Origin of the sequence: Alcanivorax sp. VBW004 (genome assembly GCF_009718865.1) — a bacterium.
Lineage (GTDB): Bacteria > Pseudomonadota > Gammaproteobacteria > Pseudomonadales > Alcanivoracaceae > Alcanivorax.
In genome coordinates, this window is the sequence record NZ_WNHC01000001.1 from 3,601,495 (window position 1) to 3,619,942 (window position 18,448).

An 18,448-nucleotide genomic window follows, 5' to 3' on the forward strand; every position below is an offset into this window, starting at 1 on the left:
CACTGCCCAAAAGCGAGTGACGAGTGACGAGAAGCGAGTATCGAAAAACAAACCCACCCCAGGTTTTCGCTTCTCGCTTCTCGCTTCTCGCTTCTCGTAACTCGTAACTCGTAACTCGTAACTCGTAACTCGTAACTAACCAAGCCTGATCGTCGTAACGCCTCTACAGACAATCCGATTTCCTACATCTGCCGCCACCAACCTCGCACAGGTACGCAGGCCCTCTCCCCGTACACTGCCTCACAAGCCATTGAATTTGTGAGGAATCGTGACGCATGCGCTGCTGTACAGCCGGGCACCGGTAGGGATTGACGCCCGCACCGTGCGGGTAGAAACCCATCTGGCGCCGGGCTTGCCGGCGTTCACCATCGTGGGGCTGGGGGATACCGCCGTGCGCGAGAGCCGCGACCGGGTCCGCTCCGCGCTGGTCAACAGCGGCTTTGATTTCCCCCAGCGGCGCATCACCGTAAGCCTGGCGCCGGCAGATTTGCCCAAGGATGGCGGACGCTTTGATCTGGCCATTGCGCTGGGCATCCTGATAGCCAGCGGGCAGCTGGGTAACATCACCACCGACCACTACGAGTTTATTGGCGAATTGTCGCTGAACGGCCGACTCAATCCCGTTTCCGGCATGCTGCCCTCTTCTCTTGCCTGCCTGGCGGAAGACCGCACTCTCATCGTCGCCGCCGATAACGCCGAAGAAGCCGGCCTGCCCGGCACCCCAACCCTGGCCGCCAACCAGCTGGCCCGGGTTGCCGCCCATCTCACCGGCCAGCAACCCCTGGAACCCCATCAGTGCCAACCGCCCTCCAACCAGCCTTTTCAGGGCGGCTGTTTGTCGGAAATCCGGGGCCAGCAAACCGCCAAGCGGGTGCTGGAGATTGCCGCGGCAGGAGGCCATTCCCTGCTTTTATGTGGGCCTCCCGGGGCAGGGAAGAGCATGCTCGCCTCGCGGTTGCCCGGATTGATGCCGCCCATGCGCACGGCCCAGGCTCTGGAAGTGGCAGCCATTCATTCACTCAAACAGCCCCGCAACAGCCGGCTTTTTTATCAACGCCCTTACCGGGCACCGCACCATACCTCCTCGGCAACGGCCCTGGTCGGCGGTGGTAGCTACCCGCGGCCCGGGGAAATTTCCCTGGCCCATCACGGCATTCTGTTCCTGGATGAATTACCGGAATTCGACCGCAAAGTGCTGGAAGTCATGCGTGAACCGCTGGAAACCGGTGAAGTCAGCATCGCCCGCGCCGCCCAACAGCTCACCTTTCCCGCCCGCTTTCAGTTGGTGGCGGCCATGAACCCTTGCCCCTGCGGGTATCTGGGAGATCCGGAAAAGAGCTGCGGTTATCGCTGTGAAAAAGCCAAGCGCTATCAGGGCAAGCTGTCTGGCCCGCTATTGGATCGCATCGACCTGCATCTGGATGTGCCCGCCGTAGAAGCAAAGGAGCTGTTGGGCGACAAGGAAGGGGAAACCAGCGAGGCGGTCGCCCAACGGGTTCGCCATGCGTGGAAACAACAATGGCACCGGCAACAGCGCCTGAACCGGGAGTTAGGCAGCGACAAACTGGAACCCATGCTGCGCCGGCACCGGGACTGGCTGGCGGGGGTCATGAGCCGGCTGGGATTATCCGCCCGTTCCCTGCACCGTAGCGCACGGGTCGCCCGCACCATCGCCGATCTGGATAACAGTCCGGAGGTGGAGCGGGACCACCTCCGCGAGGCGCTGAGCTACAGACAAAATGTGCAGCAGGGCTGACACTGCCCTTTACCTGAGACCTGCTTGCAAGGCCAAGGGGAGCATGCCTTGCGACAACTTGCCCCTTTTCTTTTTTGCGGCAGGGGAGAAGGCGCAACCCGCGACGTTACTGAACCTGCAACTCAACACGCCGATCCTGCCGGTAGCAGGCTTTCAATTCACCAGCCGATACCGACTGACAGCGCGATCCGGAAACCGCCGTATCTTCACCGTGCCCCTTCACCTGTAGCGTGGCAATGCTGTCACCCTGATTTTTCCACCAGGTGGCTACCGCCTGCGCACGCAGGTCGGCAAGGCTCTGGTTATAAACGGCACGCCCCAGCGGATCACTGTAGCCATTCACCTCGACCACAGGCTCTTCAAGGTTTGCCACATTCTGATACCAGGCTTTCAGCGCAATCCGGCTTGCGTCGGTCAGGACGGCGGAGTCAAACGCAAAGGTCACCCGCAACGGTTTTGGTACGACAATCTCTGGCGACGCCACCTCCGTTGTTGATGGTTTTTCTTCCTGCTCGGCGACAGGCTCCCCGGTGATGGCCACATCACATTCCGGCACGGCCTTGTCTTCGCTCCAGTCCGCCGTCCGCCAGCAATGGCCGTCTGCGGTTTTTAACAACTGCCCTTTCCCGTCGGTGCGATACCCCGGCCAGGCATCATCAGGCACCTTGCCCGCACAACCGCCCAGAAAGAGAAAGCCACAGCTGGCCGCCACGGCCAACGCATTGCATTTTTTCATGGTTAATTCCTTACCAGGTCAGGTTGGCACTGAGCAGCCCACCGTGGCTTTCGGTATCCCCACCAAAGCGCCCGCGGTATCCCAGCCACAGAGAAAAATCATCGGTCATGAACCATTCCGCCCCGGCATTCGCCGCCAGCTGGGTGTCGTTCTGGTCCGCGCCGTACACAGTGAAGCCCTGCTGAGCACCGGCAAAGCGAGCGGTCTGCTCTGCCTGGGTATCGCCAAAGGGTTGCACCACTGCCAGCCCGCCTTCTGCCACCAACCAGTCGCCGCCCACCACGAAGGCGCGGGACAGGTCCGCCCCCAGCCAGGCTTCGCCGCTGTTCAGCTCACTGTCGTCCACCGTCAGGCCGGCAATACCGCCGCCGGTTTCGCTAAAACCATCCCGTTCGATACGGACCATGGAAACCATCGCATAGGGATGCAGGCCGTTTTCTCCCCAGGCCAGGTCCCAACCGGATTCCAGCGCCACCCGCAGGGCGTCCACGCTGCTGTCAGATTCCGCCGGTGCCCCCATGACAATGCGCTGCTGGGATACATCGCTGCTGCCGTAACTCAGGTCACCGCGCAGGAACCAGGGCCCCGCACTGCTCCAGCGGCCATACAGGCCCGCGAACCACGAGGACACGTCGCCATCGGCCTGACGATTGTCGTAATCCAGCGCGCCATCCGCACTGCCTGCCGCAACCCCCAACAGCCAGTGATCCCACTGATGGTCGACGCCCAATGCCAACTGGTCCCCCCGGAAGGCATAGGCCGCATTGCCGATATCACCCTGGCTGTCTTCTTCAAACCGGGAAGACTGGGCCTGCACCCAGACACCGTTGCGCTTGCCCCCCGCACCGCCGCCCGCGGCCTGAGCCACCGGGCTGGCCGCGGCTGCCTGCGCATAAGGATCGGACGGCGCGGCCAGTGCCTGCAATTGCTGTGACAAACGGGCATCCATTCCCCCACCGGACTGGCCGCCCGCGTTGCGACCGCGCTGGCGCATGCCGGTGGCAAACCGCTGTTGCAGCTGCTGCCCGGCCGTCAGACCTGCCAGCAGGCTGTCACCACTAAACGCCTGGAAGGCATCGGCGGCCTGCGTCTTGCTCATCTGTAACACCTGCCGATAGAGGCTGTGGGTCATGGCCATGCCATCCACGTTGCTGGCCACCGCTCGCTGGTTTTCAGTCAGTGCCGCGCTGGAAAACGACAGGTCATTGCGCAGCAATGCCAGCGATGCGGTATTGCTGCCGTAGCTCAACACCGGATCAAGGAAGGCATAGTTGGAGGACACATCATCGAACTGGCCGTTGATGCCACCGGCCGCGCTGAGGAAGGTATAAGTACTGAACGGCTGATAGTCACCATCGTTGCCCACATGCAGTACGGAACCCGCCAGGTTGGCCTGGCCGGTGACGGTGATCAGATCACTGCTGGTGCTGGTCGGATCCACTTCCAGTTCCAACAGGCTGCCGCTGTTGAAGGTCAAGTCGCCGTTGATGGTCAGGGCGCCAATGGAGTTCCCCGCCGCCAGGGTGCCACCGGATTGCACCGTGGTATCGCCCAGCGAACCACTGCCGCCCAGCAGGCCGCCGTTGTTCACGGTAAAGGCCACGCCATTCATGGCACCGTTTACCAACATGCCACCGGCATTCACCGTGGCATTGCCGGTCATGGAATGATCGGCAGAGAGAATATAATTGCCGGCGCCGTTCTTGATCAGGTTGCCGGTGCCGGAGATCACGCCGTCGTAGAGGTAGTCGTTGGCGCGGTTGATTTCCAGGGTGCTGGAAGTGTCAGAAAACAGCACATCCCCCACGATGGAGCCTGTGTTGCCCCCCGTGCCCAGCGTAAGGTGCGCGCCATTATTAAGTAACGTTAACCCAGTAAAACCAGTATGGTCCCCCGTCCAGACCACATTCGCACCGGATATGTCATAAATCCCATCTCCCGAAATTGTCCCGTCATATTGAACCGGCGCCACCCCTCCAGTGGCAACGATTTGCCCCCCGGCTTCAATCAAGATGTCCCCGGCAAAAGTGTCCGCCGCCCCATAAAGTTCACCATTCAGAACATGGGTCAGCCCGGTGTAGGTTTGCTTGTTGATCAAATTCGTAGGGCCGCCTAAATCCCAGGTAACGCTGCCGCTACCGCTGATTGTCCCCTTATAAGTAGGAGAACCAGAGTAATCGTCAATCAACACATGAGCGTCGTTAAGAATATTGCCACCCAGCTTATAGAGGTTTCCCTGCAGCGTGCCTTCCCGCACCCACCAGTCCTGCGCCTGAGGCAAAACGCCCGCCAGCACCAGCGTCCCCTCACCGGTTTTAACCAATCCATTCGTCGCGGTGATGTCATTCTCAATCGTCGCCACATAACCGCTGCTGGCAGCGCTACCATCGCCCACGCGGATTTCCCCTTCCGTGCCGGTCAGGTTCAGGGCATCACCGCTGAGCACATAGCCATCGCTGGCGAACTGGATGCCTTGCGCTTCCACCGCGCCATCCGCATCCGACACCGTTACCGTACCGGCATCGCCGGCGAAGATGGCAAAGCCGGGGTTGGGAATCATGGGGCCGGTGATGGAGCCGGTGGCATCGGTCCAGACGTGATTCGTCGCCGTCCAGGTGCCATTACCACCGCCCTGGGTGGTGCCGCTGGCCAGGCCATTGGCATTCCAGAAATTCAGCGTGGTGCCGGTGGTATTAATCAAGTTGATCTGCTTGTCGCCGGCCAGGTATTGCAGATCGTAGGCAGGATCCGGGTTGGCCAGTTGCAGGCCACCGTTGCTTTCGGAAAGGGTGCCGGTGTAATCGAACAGGCGATACAAGCCCGGGCCGAAGCTGCCGGTATCGTTGATCGTCAGCGTCGAGCCATTGATGGCCAGATCGCCATTCACCGTCACACTGTCGCTGGAGCCCGGCGTCACAAAATCACCACTGGGCGCACCGAACTGGAAATCCAGCAGGCTGCCCTGCTCCAGGGTCAGGTTGCCATTGATGGTCAATGCGCCCAGGCCATCCCCCGGCGCCAAAGTGCCGCCGGACTGAACGACAGTGTTGCCCAGCGAACCACTACCGCCCAGCAGGCCGCCGTTACGAACAAACATCGCCAGGCCGTTCATGGCACCGTTTACGAACATCCCGCCTTCATAGACACGACCCTCGCCGTTAATGGCATGGTCTGCCGATAGATAGTAATTGCCGTCACCGAATTTAAAGAGATTACCGTTGCCGGAGATCACGCCATCATAGTAATAGTCGTTACCCCGGTTGATAATGAGGTTACTGGCTGCTGAACCATTGAAGACCACGTCCCCAATGATAGATCCGGTATTACCCCCGTTTCCCAGTGTCAGCTGAAACAACTTGTCAGTGCTTCCAGAGATATAGGTCGTCCCCGTAAAGTCATGATCCGCCGTCCAGATGATGCGGCTGTCGAGCAGGCGGACCTCTCCGCCTCCCGAAATCCTGCCGTCATACCGGCCCGTACTGTTGTAGAAGTAGGTTAATGCTGAGCCAGCATCCAGAAGGATGTCACCGGCAATGGTATTGGCCGAAAACACGTTCACCATGCCATTCTGGATCTGAGTCAGCCCGGTGTAAGTCTGCGGGTTGCGGACGAAGATCGGCCCTCCCTGCCAGGACACATCGCCACTGCCACTGATCTGGCCGAAGTAATCTGATACTCCCAGGGTATCCATCACTCGCACATGGGCATCGTTGCGGATATCCCCGCCAAGAGTGCTCAGCTCACCACTCAGTGTTCCTTCCCGCACCCACCAGTCCTGCGCGCTTGCGCCCGTCAACGTCCAGGTGCTGGCACCGGTTTTCTCAAAACCTTCAAAACCCTGAAAGGTGCTTCCCACAGCGCTCGTAAAAAAGCTACCGTCAACATCGCCACCCAACGCCAGCACATCATTGCTGCCATTGGCCACCACATTGCCCCCCAGGCTGTAGCCGCTTTCCAGGGTCAGGCGGTTATCGCCACTGGCAAAGTGAATGGCGGTGGTCTGGTTGCCGCCGGGGTTCACCGTGCCGGCCAGGGTCACCTCCAGATCGGACCCGCTGATACCGTAGCCGCCGATACCATCAGTGCCCGGAGTGCCACCGGCACCGCCCAGGCCACCGTCGCCGCCTGCCACTAGCGCACCGGCACTAATGGTGATTGCAGCACCTGCATCGGCCTGAATGCCTGCGCCGCCGTCTCCGCCATCGCCACCAATGCCCTCTGCACCGCCCGCGCCGCCATTGCCACCATTGCCACCGTGGAACTCCGCACCGCTAGACAGGGTGAAGCGGTCCCCCGGAGAGGTGATAAGCAGTCCCGGACCACCATTGCCTCCCGCACCGCCATTACCGTAGAAGTAATCGGAAGAGCCACCCGCACCGCCATCGCCACCCGAGGTAGAAAACGTGAAGTAATAATCTCCCGGAGCCAGCATAGAGCCTGCGCCGCCATCCCCCCCATCACCACCATGACTGAAGGGGCGTGACGCATCCCCCAAGGTGCCCGGCAGGTTCACGAAATTAATCCCCGTGGCCGAAATCGGCGTGCCCGTGATATTGATAATCTGCAGATCCAGGAAATTCTGCGCGCCCTCGATGATCAGCTGGTCACCACCCGACCCGCTGTCAGTCACACTGGCGCTCATCTCGAACGGGCTTATGATCTGCTCAATGGTCGCTGCCAAATCAATCAATTTGTCGCCAGTATGAATGGTGACAGTGGTCGCAACACCATCCACAGTGACGCGGATCTGGTCACCATTATTGATGCCAGCCACGGCAGTCAGATCAGTTTTGTCCGCGTCAATACCGGTTGTGGTCGACGCTTCATAGGCAGGGGCGTCCGCGTACACCAGACTGGCACCATCGCCACCGTTGCCCCCATTATCAAACGCCCCACCGTCACCGCCATCCTCACCGCGACCGCCGGTTACACCGTCATGGCCGCTGCCATCGGCACCGTCCAGGGCGGCATGAACCGGCGCCGGCAACAACAACAGAAAGGCCAACGCGACACCAAATGCAGCCAACCATTCTGCGCGATCGTAGTAACGCCCCCCAATACGGCGCCGATGGAACAAGGACATGACACACCCCGACATGATTTATTTGTTTCTGCGCTGTAGGGTAGAGAGAGGCTTGAGTGAGAACCACTTCTCACTTATGTCATTTTCCGGGGTTTTATCATTTTTCCGGGGCGCTCATTCTTTTTGATGATCTCAGGCCATTTTCATTATGGATAATCACGACAACAACGAGACACCATCTCGCCTGGTAGTAGCCCATATGAATGGTGGCCAGGCCATTGATCTGCCCGGCATTCGCGGGCGCATGGAACGACTGGAGTTTGCCAGTGGCATGGTGCTCTATCGCATGGAATACGAAGCCCTGGATGACTGCCATGTGCAGGTGCAGAACAGTTTCAGTGAACCCTGGATCGGCTCCGCCATGCACCTGCAGGGCCGTTCGGAATTGAGCCACCCCAATGGCAATACCTTCAGCCTGACAAGCGACTCTGCCTTGCTGATGCGCGTGGATCCTTCGGGCAGTCGCTTTCGGTTATTCAAGGGGCAACTGATTCGCCATGTGGGCGTAGCGTCAACGCTTGCCCCCTTGCTGGAACGCTTTGATGGTAAGCTTCCGGAAAAATTATCACTTTTTCGCGATAAAAAATTTGGCGACATCCAGATCGGCCAGTCGTTTTCCCCCAGCAGCCGCTTGCGACAGCTGGGCGGAAACCTGTTTGATCACAACGCCCGCGGCAGCGCCCGCAAGCTGAAACTGGAAGGCATTGCCAATCTGTTTCTGGCAGAAATTATCGAGCTGTTCTGTGATGATGACTTTAATGAAGATCGCATTATTGTCTGGGAAAAGCAGGCATTGACGGATATCACTTTACACATTGAAAACCACTTGGGCGGCGACCTTTCCATTGCCCGCCTGGCCAATCAGGCTGGCATGACGGAAAATCGACTGGATCAACTTTTCCGGCAGAAGTTTCACCTCAGTTGTGCCGAGTACGTCCGCAATGAACGAATGGCTGCCGCTAATCGCTGGCTGGAAAAAGGCGAACTGTCCGTGAAGGAAGTGAGCGAAAAAACCGGCTACCGCCATGTCAGCAACTTCTCCCGCGCCTACCGTGCGCGGTTCGGCGAAACCCCGGCGCGAACATTACGTCGGGCAACCAACGGGTAACACCACCCAGAAAAAATCTGGCTCCCTGTAGGAGCGTCGCTTGAGACGCGAACCGGGCACAGCGAGGCGAGCGAAGGATGTTTTCGGTGCATACCTAACGAACCCGGATGCCTCTGATCGTCCTCGGCCGATTTCGTGCTTCGCACGGTTCGTCCCTCAAGCGGAACGCCTACAAAAATCGCTTTATACCCATGGAGCGACACCCACCCTTCTGGCACAAAAAAGCCCCGCCGAAGCGGGGCTTATAGCGTGGTGCCTGTTGCGTGAAGCGTGTTGCATCTCACGTGTTGCTGCTGCGGAGCAGCCTTACACTCCCCACTTAAAGAAATCGCGCTTCTCTTTCAAATAAATACGCGACAATACCATCTTGTGCACTTCGCTAGCGCCATCCACCAGACGGGCCTGGCGGGCGTAGCGGTAGATCCACTCCAGCAGGGTGTCCTTGGAGTAGCCCCGGGCACCGCACAGCTGGATGGCGGTATCGGCCGCCTTGTGCAGGGTATCCGCCACATGGATCTTGGCCATGGAAATTTCTTTCTTGGCAAAGTCGCCCTGATCCAGCATCCAGGCCGCCTGCATGGTTAACAGACGTCCCACTTCAATTTCTTTTGCCACATCTCCCAGCATCCACTGCACGCCTTCATGCTCGGCCAAGGTGGTGCCAAAACTCATGCGATTTTCCACATAACCCGCCGCTTCTTCCATGCAACGCTTGGCCAGGCCCAGCCAACGCATGCAATGCGTCAGGCGTGCGGTACCAAGACGGATCTGGGTTACCTTGAGACCATCGCCCACTTCCAGCAGACGATTCTCGTCGGGAATCACCAGTCCATCGAACTTGAGTTCACAGTGACCACCGTGCTCTTCCGGGCCCATGATGGGAATGCGGCGTACCACTTCCCAGCCGGGCTGATCGGCATCGAACAGGAAGGCGGTGAGGCCCTTGCGCGGATCATCGCTGGTCTTGGCAATCAGGATAAACGTCTGCGCCCCTTCAGCCCCGGTAATAAACCACTTGCGACCCTTGATGATCCAGTTGTCACCTTCACGGGTAGCCGAGGTGTAGGTCAGGGACGGATCGGATCCGCAACCGCCATCGGGCTCGGTCATGGCAAAGGCCGAGCGCACCTTGCCGTCGATCATGGGTTGCAGCCAGCGCTCTTTCTGTTCGTCGTTGAGAATCTTGTTGAGCAAAATCATGGTGCCGTCATCCGGCGGCGCACAGTTGAATACCACCGGCCCGAACGGGCTACGTGCAGCCTCTTCATATAACACCGCCATGCCGGCCACGCCCACGTCCAGGCCACCACGTTCTTTCGGTAACTGAAACCCCCACAGCCCAGCGGCTTTGGCTTTTTCTCTCAGCGCATCAACCACGCTTTCCTTGAAATTTTCATGGTCATCGTAATTGGCTTTGTTATTTTCCAGCGGCATGATTTCCGCTTCAACGAAAGCGGCGACTTTCTGCCGCAGGCTTTCAATTTCCGGGCTCAGGGAAAAATCCATGATCTGTCCTCGGTGAATTCAGTTAGAGGGTATTGCAGAGGTGCCCGCCGTCCACGGCGATAATGGCTCCACTCATGTAGGAGGATGCGTCGGAAGCCAACAACAACAGCGGGCCAACCAGCTCGTCGATATCACCCAGCCGACGATAAGGAATGCGTTTGAGCATTTTTTCAGCCAGCGGGCTGCTGAAAAAATCCCGATTGATATCGGTTTCCACATAACCCGGGCAAATGGCATTGCAGCGAATATTGTGGCGAGCGCAGTCCAAAGCCAGAGATTTGGTCAACTGCACAACAGCTGCCTTGGACGCGGTGTAAGGGGCCACACGTCCTCCCACTCGCAAGCCAAGAATGGAGGCGATGTTGATCAGGCTGCCGGGGCGCTCATCGCGCTTCCATTGCTGGATGGCAAACTTGGAAACGGCCCAGACCCCTTTCAGGTTGGTATCGACCACTCGGTCCCATTCGTCTTCGGCAATATTTTCGGTGGGGCCTTCGTGGGACACACCGGCATTATTCACCACCACATCCAGGGCCGGCATGTCGGCAAAGGCGGCCTCGACGCTGGCGTGATCGCTCACATCCATGGGCACGACCGTGGCGTCGCGGCCCAGATCACGAACGGCTCTGGCAGTGTCTTCCAGTTTTTCCACACGGCGGGCGGCCAGCACCAGATCCGCACCTTCTTCAGCCAGTGCCATCGCAAAATGCGCACCGAAACCACTGGACGCGCCGGTAATCAGAATTCGCTTACCGGCCACACTGAATCGCTGGGACATAACTTCCTCATCCTTCTTTGCATGAGGAAATGAAACTAACCATCCGGCCCGGCAGCCACAAGGACGAAAACGCTCAGAAAGACGATGACAACAGCAAGGACAGGGCGTGACGGGTATCCGGAGTGGTACCGGGCAAGGCCAGTGCTTGGCGAACGGGCAACCATTGCACCGCGACCACTTCGTCACTGAGGGAAACAGAATCCGGACAGGCCACCGTCGATGACAATGCACCCCAGACCTGGTGATGGGGGTTGGCGAACCAGAACCATTGCCAGCGGGAAAACTGACGCTGCAACCCCAGCTCTTCGTGCAGCTCCCGGCTCAATCCCTGAGCCACGGACTCATCCGGGCGCATCACCCCGCCCGCCGCCAGATCCCAGCCACCGGGGTAGAAATGCTTGTCCGCTGCCCGCTTTTGCACACAGACGCGCCCAGCCAGATCCTGTACCACCACGTAGGAGGCACGATGAATCAGGCGCTGGCGCTGCATACGCCCGCGCTGGCAACTACCGCGAGGGTGATTATGCCGGGAGACCAGCAGGACGGGTTCGTGGTTACTCATAGGGGTGTTGTTTTTGCTGAAACAGACGAGGAACACTAGCGTTATGGGGAAGGGATTGCCAGATGGAGCGAGGGACGAGGGCGCAGCTGTAGGAGTTCCCTTCCAGGGGACGAACCGCGCTTAGCGCGATATTGGCGAAAGCCAATCCTCTGTTCACCGGGTGATCCTTTTCCTGTAAGGCGAGCAGCACAACGGCGGCCACTGCTTCGCAGCGCTCAGTTCGTCCCCTGGAAAGGAACGCCTACAACACAAAGGAGCATGGGTTGGGATTACGGCTGGAAATGACTGGGCGGGTGGCCGGTCCATTTACGAAAAGCGCGGGCGAAATTGCTGGGATCCGCGTAGCCCAGCTTGATTGCCACCTGCTGCACGGTGATATTGGCCTGCAAATAAGCCATGGCCTTGGTCATGCGCACTTCTTCCAGCAAGGAGCGATAACTCACGCCCAACGCATTGAGATAGCGACGCAGGGTCCGCGAGGTCACATGAAAGTTGCCGGCCAGCTGCTCCAGGCTGGGCAGCATACCTTCTGCCTGCATCAGGCGCGCACGGACCCGGCTTGCCCAGTCCTGATCCGCTTCCAGACGCTGCAGCTCTTCTTCACATTTCTGCGCCGCCATGTGCCGGGATGCCGGGTCGGACAAGGTGAAAGGTTCACTGAGCAAGGAATACGGCAATCGCAAGGCGGCCACCTCCGCCCCAAACTCAACCGGCATTTGCAGCAGCTCGCGGTAGCGCTCCGCGTGCGCCGGCGGCGCGTAGGGCAGCTCCAGTACGGCGCCACGGAAACGCTCGCCCAGCAAGTAGCGGATGCCACCCACCACTGCGGCGACCACCACTTCCAGGTAGGTTTCGCGAATATCACCCAGTGGCACACTTTCCAGCAGGCAGAAACGCACCCCTTCCGTGGTCGGCTCAATACGCGGTACACACAGCCGGGTACGGGTGCGGAAATAACGCTCCAGCAAACGCAGGGCATCGCCGAGGTCGGCGCTGCTGATCGCCGCATACCCCAGCAGGCCGTGGGCGGTCAGCGTCAATTGCTGCCCCAGGGCCAGGCCCAGTGCCGGATTACCGGTCATATCCCGGGCCCCAACCATCACCCGGCGGAACTGCTCGAAACGCAACGCCGGCTCCGGGTTATAAACTTCTTCTTCCGTTAGCCCCACCTGGCGCAGCAAACGCCGGGTATCCACGCCCACATCACTGATCAATTCGACCAGATTGCGGACGTAGTTCACCGGCACCGGCGAACGGCCAGTGCCCGGATCAAGCTGGATAAAGCGGTCACGGTTCATGGGTCCATCATACGCTATTTTTTGACCTGTCCGGAAATGACCGAAAAGTGTCCAGCCCTGCACTTCGCCGTTGGCCCCCTCTCTCCGACAATGCCTGCCTCGGAATTTCCCGGCTGCATTCAGCCAGCACAATCCAAGGACAGCCCCATGACGACGGATTCACCCGCTTACAGCCGCCAGTTCGGCGCCGATGATGCCCGCGCTATTCGCGATGCCGTGAAGAAGGATCTGGGCCCCGGCGCCTTCAAGGCCCGCCCCCTGCGAGCGCTGTGGTTCATTCCCCTCAATATCGTCATCATCGGCAGCATCGCCGCCATTCTGGTGCTGAACCTGCCCTGGTGGGGCAACCTGCTGTTGTCCCTGCTCGCCGGCCACACCCTGGCGTGCCAGGCCCTGTTGGCTCACGAGGTCCTGCACGGCGCCCTGGGCATGAGCAAGCGCATGCAGAACACGCTGGGCTGGATCGGCTTCGGCCCGGCGCTGGTGCCACCGGAGTTCTGGCGCCGCTGGCACAATGTGGCTCACCATGCCCATACCAACCTGGGCGACAAGGACCCGGACTCTTTCGGCACCATGCACCGCTACGAGAAACACCCGAAGACGGCCAACTTCACCAAGCTGGCCCCCGGTGGCGGCACCTGGTACAGCTACCTGTTCCTGTTTTATTCCTTCATGTTTCATGCCCAGCTGGTACTGCGCCTGCAGACCCGCAAGCGTGAAGAGTTCAAGGGCTTCGACCGTAAAAAGGCCATCCGCCAGTCCTACCTGTGCATGGCCGCCTGGATCACGCTGGCCATCGTGTCCGGCCCGCTGGCCATCTTCACCGTGTTGATTCCGATGATGATGATCAACTTCATCGGCCAGGGTTATATCCTCACCAACCACATGCTGCGCCCGCAGATGGACAACAATCACCCGGTGGACAATTCCATGAGCGTGCGCGCCTGGCGCTGGATCGACCCACTGCACTTTCACTTCAGCCACCACGTGGAGCATCACCTGTTCCCGAAAATGGGTTCGGATCAGGCCCCGAAAGTGCGCGCCTGGCTGGAACAGGAAATGCCGGAACGCTACGTGGCGCCCAGCCATGTGAAAGCGGTGGCGATGCTGTACCAGACGCCGCGGGTGTACAAAGACGCGAACACGCTGATCGATCCGCTAAACCCGGAAAGAACGGTGGATGTGATGGAATTGCAGGGGCAGTTGAACTAAGCGGGCGCCGCAGGAGCGTAGCGCAACGAAGCAACGCCCGCAGGGCGGCCCGAAGGGTGAGCGAAGCGAATAACGTCACTCGTGGCGCGATCATCAGCGTAAAAACACGACTCACACGGCTAAAGCGAAGCCGCTGTAGGAGTTCCGCTTGAGGGACGAATCACGCGTCAGCGTGGAAATCGCCTGCGGGGCAATCAGGAGAGTCCTGCGCCTGCGTCGTCAGAATGATCAGCAGCATCAGCATAGCCCGTTTCCTCGCCCAGGCTCGGATTCGCCCCCTGGAAGGGAACTTGTATGTTTGAATGTCCCTCCTGCAACCATGCAGGACTTGCCGGGGTGGAGGGACCAAAGGGGCATCTGACCTAAGGTACAGACGGTAGGAGATTTGGCCCCACCTCGCACCTATTCATACGCCGATAAAGAATCCATCGGCTGAGTGGCACCTCAGACCGACGATACCTAGCAAGCCAGCGTTCAGGTGCGCCCCGACAAGCATGTGTAACCTAGCGCAAGGGGCTGTTCAGTGGCAATGCAAGTAGAACCCTCCATTATCGGTATCGACGTGGCCAAGGCTGAGTTGGTCATCTATTTCCAGGGCCAGATCTATTCCATTGAGAACACGCCTAAAGCCATTCGGGCTTGGCTCAAGGGTCTGCCTGCCCACTGCGAGATAGCCATCGAGGCCACTGGCACTTATCACATGGATGTTATCGAGCTGGCCCACCGTAAAGGCCATCACATCTACGTGATTGATGGTTCTCGCCTCCACCATTACCGCAAGGGCACAGGAGGGCGCGCCAAAACGGACGCCTCTGACGCACAGCTACTTGCCCGCCATCTGCAACATGAAAAAGAGGCGTTGCGCCGCTGGAGCCCGCCACCCAAGGCGTATCGGACGCTGCAGACCCTGCTGCGCCGCCGTGCGGCACTGGTCAAGGCGCGGACCATTATCCAGCAAAGCCTGGGTGCAGAGCCGCTACTCAAAGCCGGCTTAAAGAGGCTGATCTCTCAGATCAACACGCTCGATGCACAGATCCAGAAGTACCTTCGCGACGCGGCCAGAGAGGCAGGACTCTGTGATCAGGTGAAGCGTTGCAAAGCCCTGGAGGGCGTGGGCGATCTGACAGCCTATGCCCTTGTCATGGCCTTCCTGCGAGGCGACTTCAGGAACAGTGATGCGTTCGTGGCCTTCCCGGGAATGGACGTTCACGTGAAAGACTCAGGCACCAAGACCGGCAAGCGAAAACTGACCAAGAAAGGTGATTCAGAAGCTCGCAGGCTGCTTTACTGCGCGGCCATGGCCGCTCGCCGGAGCAAGCGTTGGGCAGGGGTCTATCAGGCTTATCTGGACCGTGGGCTGGCAACCACCCAAGCGCTGGTCATCCTTGCGCGCAAACTGGTTCGTATCGCCTTCGCGCTTATGAAAAATGGCACTGACTATCAGCCGACCCCTGCCTCATGAAGACAGGGGTGGACAACATAGAATCTCCTACAGCGGCGTTGCAGAAAGCCTCTTAGATGCCCGCGACCTCTTCCTCTGTCAGCGCCCGGAACTCCCCTGGCGCCAGATCCGCATCCAGTACGATGTCGCCGATCTGCTCCCGGTGCAGGCCCACCACCTTGTTGCCACGGGCAGCCAGCATCCGTTTGACCTGATGGTAGCGCCCCTCCGTGATGGTCAGCCGCAAGGTGTGAGTATTCACTCGCTCAGCCAGGGCCGGCAAGGTCGGGCTGTCCTCGCCGCGCAGCAGGATGCCATCCGCCAGGGCCTGTAAATCCTCGTCACTGACCGGATCCGCACAGGTCACCCGATAGCACTTGCCACAGGCATGGTTCGGGGACGTCAGGCGATGGGACCACTGCCCGTCGGAGGTAAGCAGTACCAGCCCGGTGGTATCCCGGTCCAGCCGGCCGGCAGGGTGCACCTGGGCGCGTAACACAGCCGGCAACAGATCCAATACTGTGCGGTGCTCCGGATCGTCCGTGGAGCAGACCACATCAACGGGCTTGTGCAGCATCAGATAACGATGGCCGGGAAGCTGCACGACTTCACCATGCAACATCACCACCTGATCCGGGCGCAACTGCAGGTTGGCTTTGGGTTTTGCTTCATCAGCTACCGTTACCGCCCCGCCGCTGATCAGCTTTTTCGCCTCCTTGCGGGTGAGGCCAGCACTGTGGGCGAGAAAATAGTCCAGACGCATGGGCAAAACCGTTTCCAGAGAAACCACCATGATAACCGACATAAGGTGTCTGGAGTGCAGACTCATCACTGGTATCATGGCGACCCGATTTCACCCCCAGCGTTACCGGAGCCCCATGAGCAAACTCAACCCCCGCCAGCAGGAAGCCGTGAATTACGCCGACGGCCCCCTGCTGGTACTGGCCGGTGCGGGCTCCGGCAAAACCAGCGTGATCACCCGCAAGATCGCCTGGCTGATCCAGGAACGGGGTATTCCGGCCCGCCATATCGCGGCGGTGACCTTCACCAACAAGGCTTCCCGGGAAATGAAGGAGCGGGTGCAGCAGCTGGTCAGCCGCGACCTGACCCGGGGGCTGATTGTCTCCACCTTCCACAACCTGGGCCTGCGCATCCTCAAATCGGAATTGAAAGCCTGCGGCCTGCGCAACGGCTTCTCGATTCTGGACGGTGCCGACAGCAAGGAAATCCTCAAGGAGATCCTGCGCCAGGGCGAATCGGAACGGGACCTAGACGCGGTCGACGTGATCCACAAACGCATCTCCGACTGGAAGAACGCGCTGGTGCTGCCCGAGGAAGCGGTAAGCACCGCTGAAACCGACGACGACCTGCGCGCAGCCATGGCCTATGGCGGTTACGATCGCATGCTGCGAGTGTGTAATGCGGTGGATTTCGACGACCTGATCCTGATGCCGGCGCGCATGTTCCGCGAACAGCCGCGTATTCTGGAAAAATGGCGCAACCGCATTCAGTACCTGCTGGTGGATGAATACCAGGATACCAACGGCGCCCAGTACGAAATGGTGAAAATGCTCACCCTGCCCGAGGGCAAATTCACCGTGGTAGGCGATGACGACCAGTCCATCTATGCCTGGCGCGGCGCCCGCCCGGAAAACCTGGCGCAGCTGCAGGAAGATTGGCCCACTCTCAAGGTGGTCAAACTGGAGCAAAACTATCGCTCCACCGGCCGCATTCTCAAAGCCGCCAACACCGTCATCGCCAACAACCCCCACGAGTTCGAAAAGAGCCTGTGGTCCGATTACGGTTACGGCGAACCGATTCGTTTCTCCGCGCTGCGCGACGAAGAAGCGGAAACCGAATGGATCGCCAGCGATATCTTCCATCGCCGCCTGCAAAAAGGATTGCAGTGGAAAGATTTCGCCGTGTTGTACCGCGGTAATTTCCAGTCACGGATTCTGGAAATGAAACTGCAAAGCCTGTCGATTCCCTACAAGGTCTCCGGTGGCAAAAGTTTTTTCTCGCGCAGCGAGATCAAGGATCTGATGTGTTACCTGCGCTTGTTAGTGAACCCGGACGACGACAACGCTTTCCTGCGTATCATCAACACTCCCCGCCGGGAAATCGGCCCGGCCACCCTGGAAAAACTGGCCACCTGGGCACTCAAGCGCGGGCAGGGTCTGTACCACGTGTGCGATGACTTTGCGCTCAGTGAAGTGATGAATCCCAAAGCCGCCGAAAAGCTGCAAAAGTTCAAGGCCTGGCTGGATGCCAAACGCCAGTTCTGCTTCGGCCAGAACAGCTTGCAGGCAGTGCAGGAACTGATCACCGATATGGATTACGAAGGCTGGCTGATGCAGAACGCCTCCAGCCCGCGCATCGGTGAAAAGAATATCGAAAATATCTGGCAACTGGTGCGCAGCATCGAGCGTATGCTGGAAAAACAGGAAGACGAGGAAGAAGGCGCCAGCGATCTGGAATCGGTGATCAAGAAACTGGTGCTGCTGGACATGCTCGAACAACAACAGGAAGAAGACGATTCCGACCGGGTGCAGTTAATGACGCTGCACGCCTCCAAAGGCCTGGAATTTCCCCACGTCTACATGATGGGTGTGGAAGAAGAGTTCCTGCCCCACCGCACCAGCATCGAAGAAGACAACATCGTCGAAGAACGCCGCCTCATGTACGTAGGCATCACCCGCGCCCGGGAAACCCTGGCCATGACACAGGCGTTGACGCGCAAACAATACGGCGAGCGAATCGACACCACCGCCAGCCGCTTCGTGGACGAAATGCCCCAGGACGATATCGACTACCTGGGCATCGGCATTCAGAAGGATGAAGCAAAAGAAGCAGAGGTGGCCGAGGCCAGCATTGCCAATCTCCGGGCGTTGCTGGATTAAAGCAACGCAACATGCCACACGCTTCACGCAACAACGCGAAATAATTCTTCTCTCTTGTAACGCAAAGA

12 protein-coding genes are annotated in these 18,448 nt (G+C 59.3%); 5 read left to right on the forward strand and 7 right to left on the reverse strand.

What is annotated here, in order from left to right:
• Positions 1 to 268 precede the first annotated feature (268 nt).
• Complete coding sequence (locus F1529_RS16435) at positions 269 to 1,756, forward strand: YifB family Mg chelatase-like AAA ATPase (protein ID WP_370457063.1); 1,488 nt, start codon at positions 269 to 271, stop codon at positions 1,754 to 1,756.
• Positions 1,757 to 1,862: 106 nt separating this feature from the next.
• Here the strand turns inward: F1529_RS16435 and F1529_RS16440 are convergent, their stop codons facing one another.
• Complete coding sequence (locus F1529_RS16440; RefSeq protein ID WP_155136521.1) at positions 1,863 to 2,492, reverse strand: OmpA family protein; 630 nt, start codon at positions 2,490 to 2,492, stop codon at positions 1,863 to 1,865.
• Between the two features lie 10 nt (positions 2,493 to 2,502).
• A complete protein-coding gene (locus tag F1529_RS16445; RefSeq protein ID WP_155136524.1) occupies positions 2,503 to 7,575 on the reverse strand; it encodes an autotransporter domain-containing protein in 5,073 nt (1,690 codons plus the stop codon).
• Between the two features lie 148 nt (positions 7,576 to 7,723).
• Between F1529_RS16445 and F1529_RS16450 the strand changes: the two genes are divergently transcribed.
• Complete coding sequence (locus tag F1529_RS16450) at positions 7,724 to 8,683, forward strand: helix-turn-helix transcriptional regulator (protein ID WP_155136527.1); 960 nt, start codon at positions 7,724 to 7,726, stop codon at positions 8,681 to 8,683.
• Between the two features lie 306 nt (positions 8,684 to 8,989).
• On the opposite strand, the gene F1529_RS16455 is transcribed toward F1529_RS16450, so the two are convergent.
• From F1529_RS16455 to F1529_RS16470, 4 genes are all read right to left on the reverse strand, one after another.
• Complete coding sequence (locus F1529_RS16455; protein WP_155136530.1) at positions 8,990 to 10,189, reverse strand: acyl-CoA dehydrogenase family protein; 1,200 nt, start codon at positions 10,187 to 10,189, stop codon at positions 8,990 to 8,992.
• A gap of 22 nt (positions 10,190 to 10,211) precedes the next feature.
• Entirely contained in the window at positions 10,212 to 10,967 is a 756-nt protein-coding gene (locus F1529_RS16460; protein ID WP_155136533.1) for an SDR family NAD(P)-dependent oxidoreductase, read from the reverse strand.
• Positions 10,968 to 11,040: 73 nt separating this feature from the next.
• A complete protein-coding gene (locus tag F1529_RS16465) occupies positions 11,041 to 11,529 on the reverse strand; it encodes an NUDIX hydrolase (protein WP_039926484.1) in 489 nt (162 codons plus the stop codon).
• A gap of 269 nt (positions 11,530 to 11,798) precedes the next feature.
• Positions 11,799 to 12,827, reverse strand: a complete 1,029-nt coding sequence (locus F1529_RS16470) for an AraC family transcriptional regulator (protein WP_155136536.1) — start codon at positions 12,825 to 12,827, stop codon at positions 11,799 to 11,801.
• A 147-nt stretch (positions 12,828 to 12,974) separates the two neighbouring features.
• Here F1529_RS16470 and F1529_RS16475 point away from each other — a divergent pair, with 147 nt between their 5' ends.
• Together F1529_RS16475 and F1529_RS16480 are read left to right on the forward strand one after the other, a co-directional pair.
• A complete protein-coding gene (locus tag F1529_RS16475; RefSeq protein ID WP_039926485.1) occupies positions 12,975 to 14,039 on the forward strand; it encodes an acyl-CoA desaturase in 1,065 nt (354 codons plus the stop codon).
• Positions 14,040 to 14,562: 523 nt separating this feature from the next.
• Positions 14,563 to 15,501 carry an IS110 family transposase gene (locus F1529_RS16480; protein ID WP_370457064.1) on the forward strand — a complete coding sequence of 313 codons (939 nt, stop codon included), beginning with the start codon at positions 14,563 to 14,565 and terminating at the stop codon, positions 15,499 to 15,501.
• Positions 15,502 to 15,553: 52 nt separating this feature from the next.
• On the opposite strand, the gene rsuA is transcribed toward F1529_RS16480, so the two are convergent.
• On the reverse strand, positions 15,554 to 16,285 hold the full coding sequence (gene rsuA, locus F1529_RS16485) for a 16S rRNA pseudouridine(516) synthase RsuA (protein ID WP_155136539.1): 732 nt from the start codon (positions 16,283 to 16,285) through the stop codon (positions 15,554 to 15,556).
• 73 nt (positions 16,286 to 16,358) lie between these two features.
• On the opposite strand from rsuA, the gene rep reads away from it, so the two are divergent.
• A complete protein-coding gene (gene rep / locus F1529_RS16490; RefSeq protein ID WP_155136542.1) occupies positions 16,359 to 18,380 on the forward strand; it encodes a DNA helicase Rep in 2,022 nt (673 codons plus the stop codon).
• Positions 18,381 to 18,448: the final 68 nt, after the last annotated feature.

Bases quoted from the DNA above. Each gene is read 5' to 3' on its own strand.
- F1529_RS16465 (WP_039926484.1), bottom strand. From the start codon at position 11,529: ATGAGTAACCACGAACCCGTCCTGCTGGTCTCCCGGCATAATCACCCT.
- rsuA (WP_155136539.1), bottom strand. From the start codon at position 16,285: ATGTCGGTTATCATGGTGGTTTCTCTGGAAACGGTTTTGCCCATGCGT.
- F1529_RS16445 (WP_155136524.1), bottom strand. From the start codon at position 7,575: ATGTCCTTGTTCCATCGGCGCCGTATTGGGGGGCGTTACTACGATCGC.
- F1529_RS16460 (WP_155136533.1), bottom strand. From the start codon at position 10,967: ATGTCCCAGCGATTCAGTGTGGCCGGTAAGCGAATTCTGATTACCGGC.
- F1529_RS16470 (WP_155136536.1), bottom strand. From the start codon at position 12,827: ATGAACCGTGACCGCTTTATCCAGCTTGATCCGGGCACTGGCCGTTCG.
- F1529_RS16450 (WP_155136527.1), top strand. From the start codon at position 7,724: ATGGATAATCACGACAACAACGAGACACCATCTCGCCTGGTAGTAGCC.
- F1529_RS16455 (WP_155136530.1), bottom strand. From the start codon at position 10,189: ATGGATTTTTCCCTGAGCCCGGAAATTGAAAGCCTGCGGCAGAAAGTC.
- rep (WP_155136542.1), top strand. From the start codon at position 16,359: ATGAGCAAACTCAACCCCCGCCAGCAGGAAGCCGTGAATTACGCCGAC.
- F1529_RS16440 (WP_155136521.1), bottom strand. From the start codon at position 2,492: ATGAAAAAATGCAATGCGTTGGCCGTGGCGGCCAGCTGTGGCTTTCTC.
- F1529_RS16475 (WP_039926485.1), top strand. From the start codon at position 12,975: ATGACGACGGATTCACCCGCTTACAGCCGCCAGTTCGGCGCCGATGAT.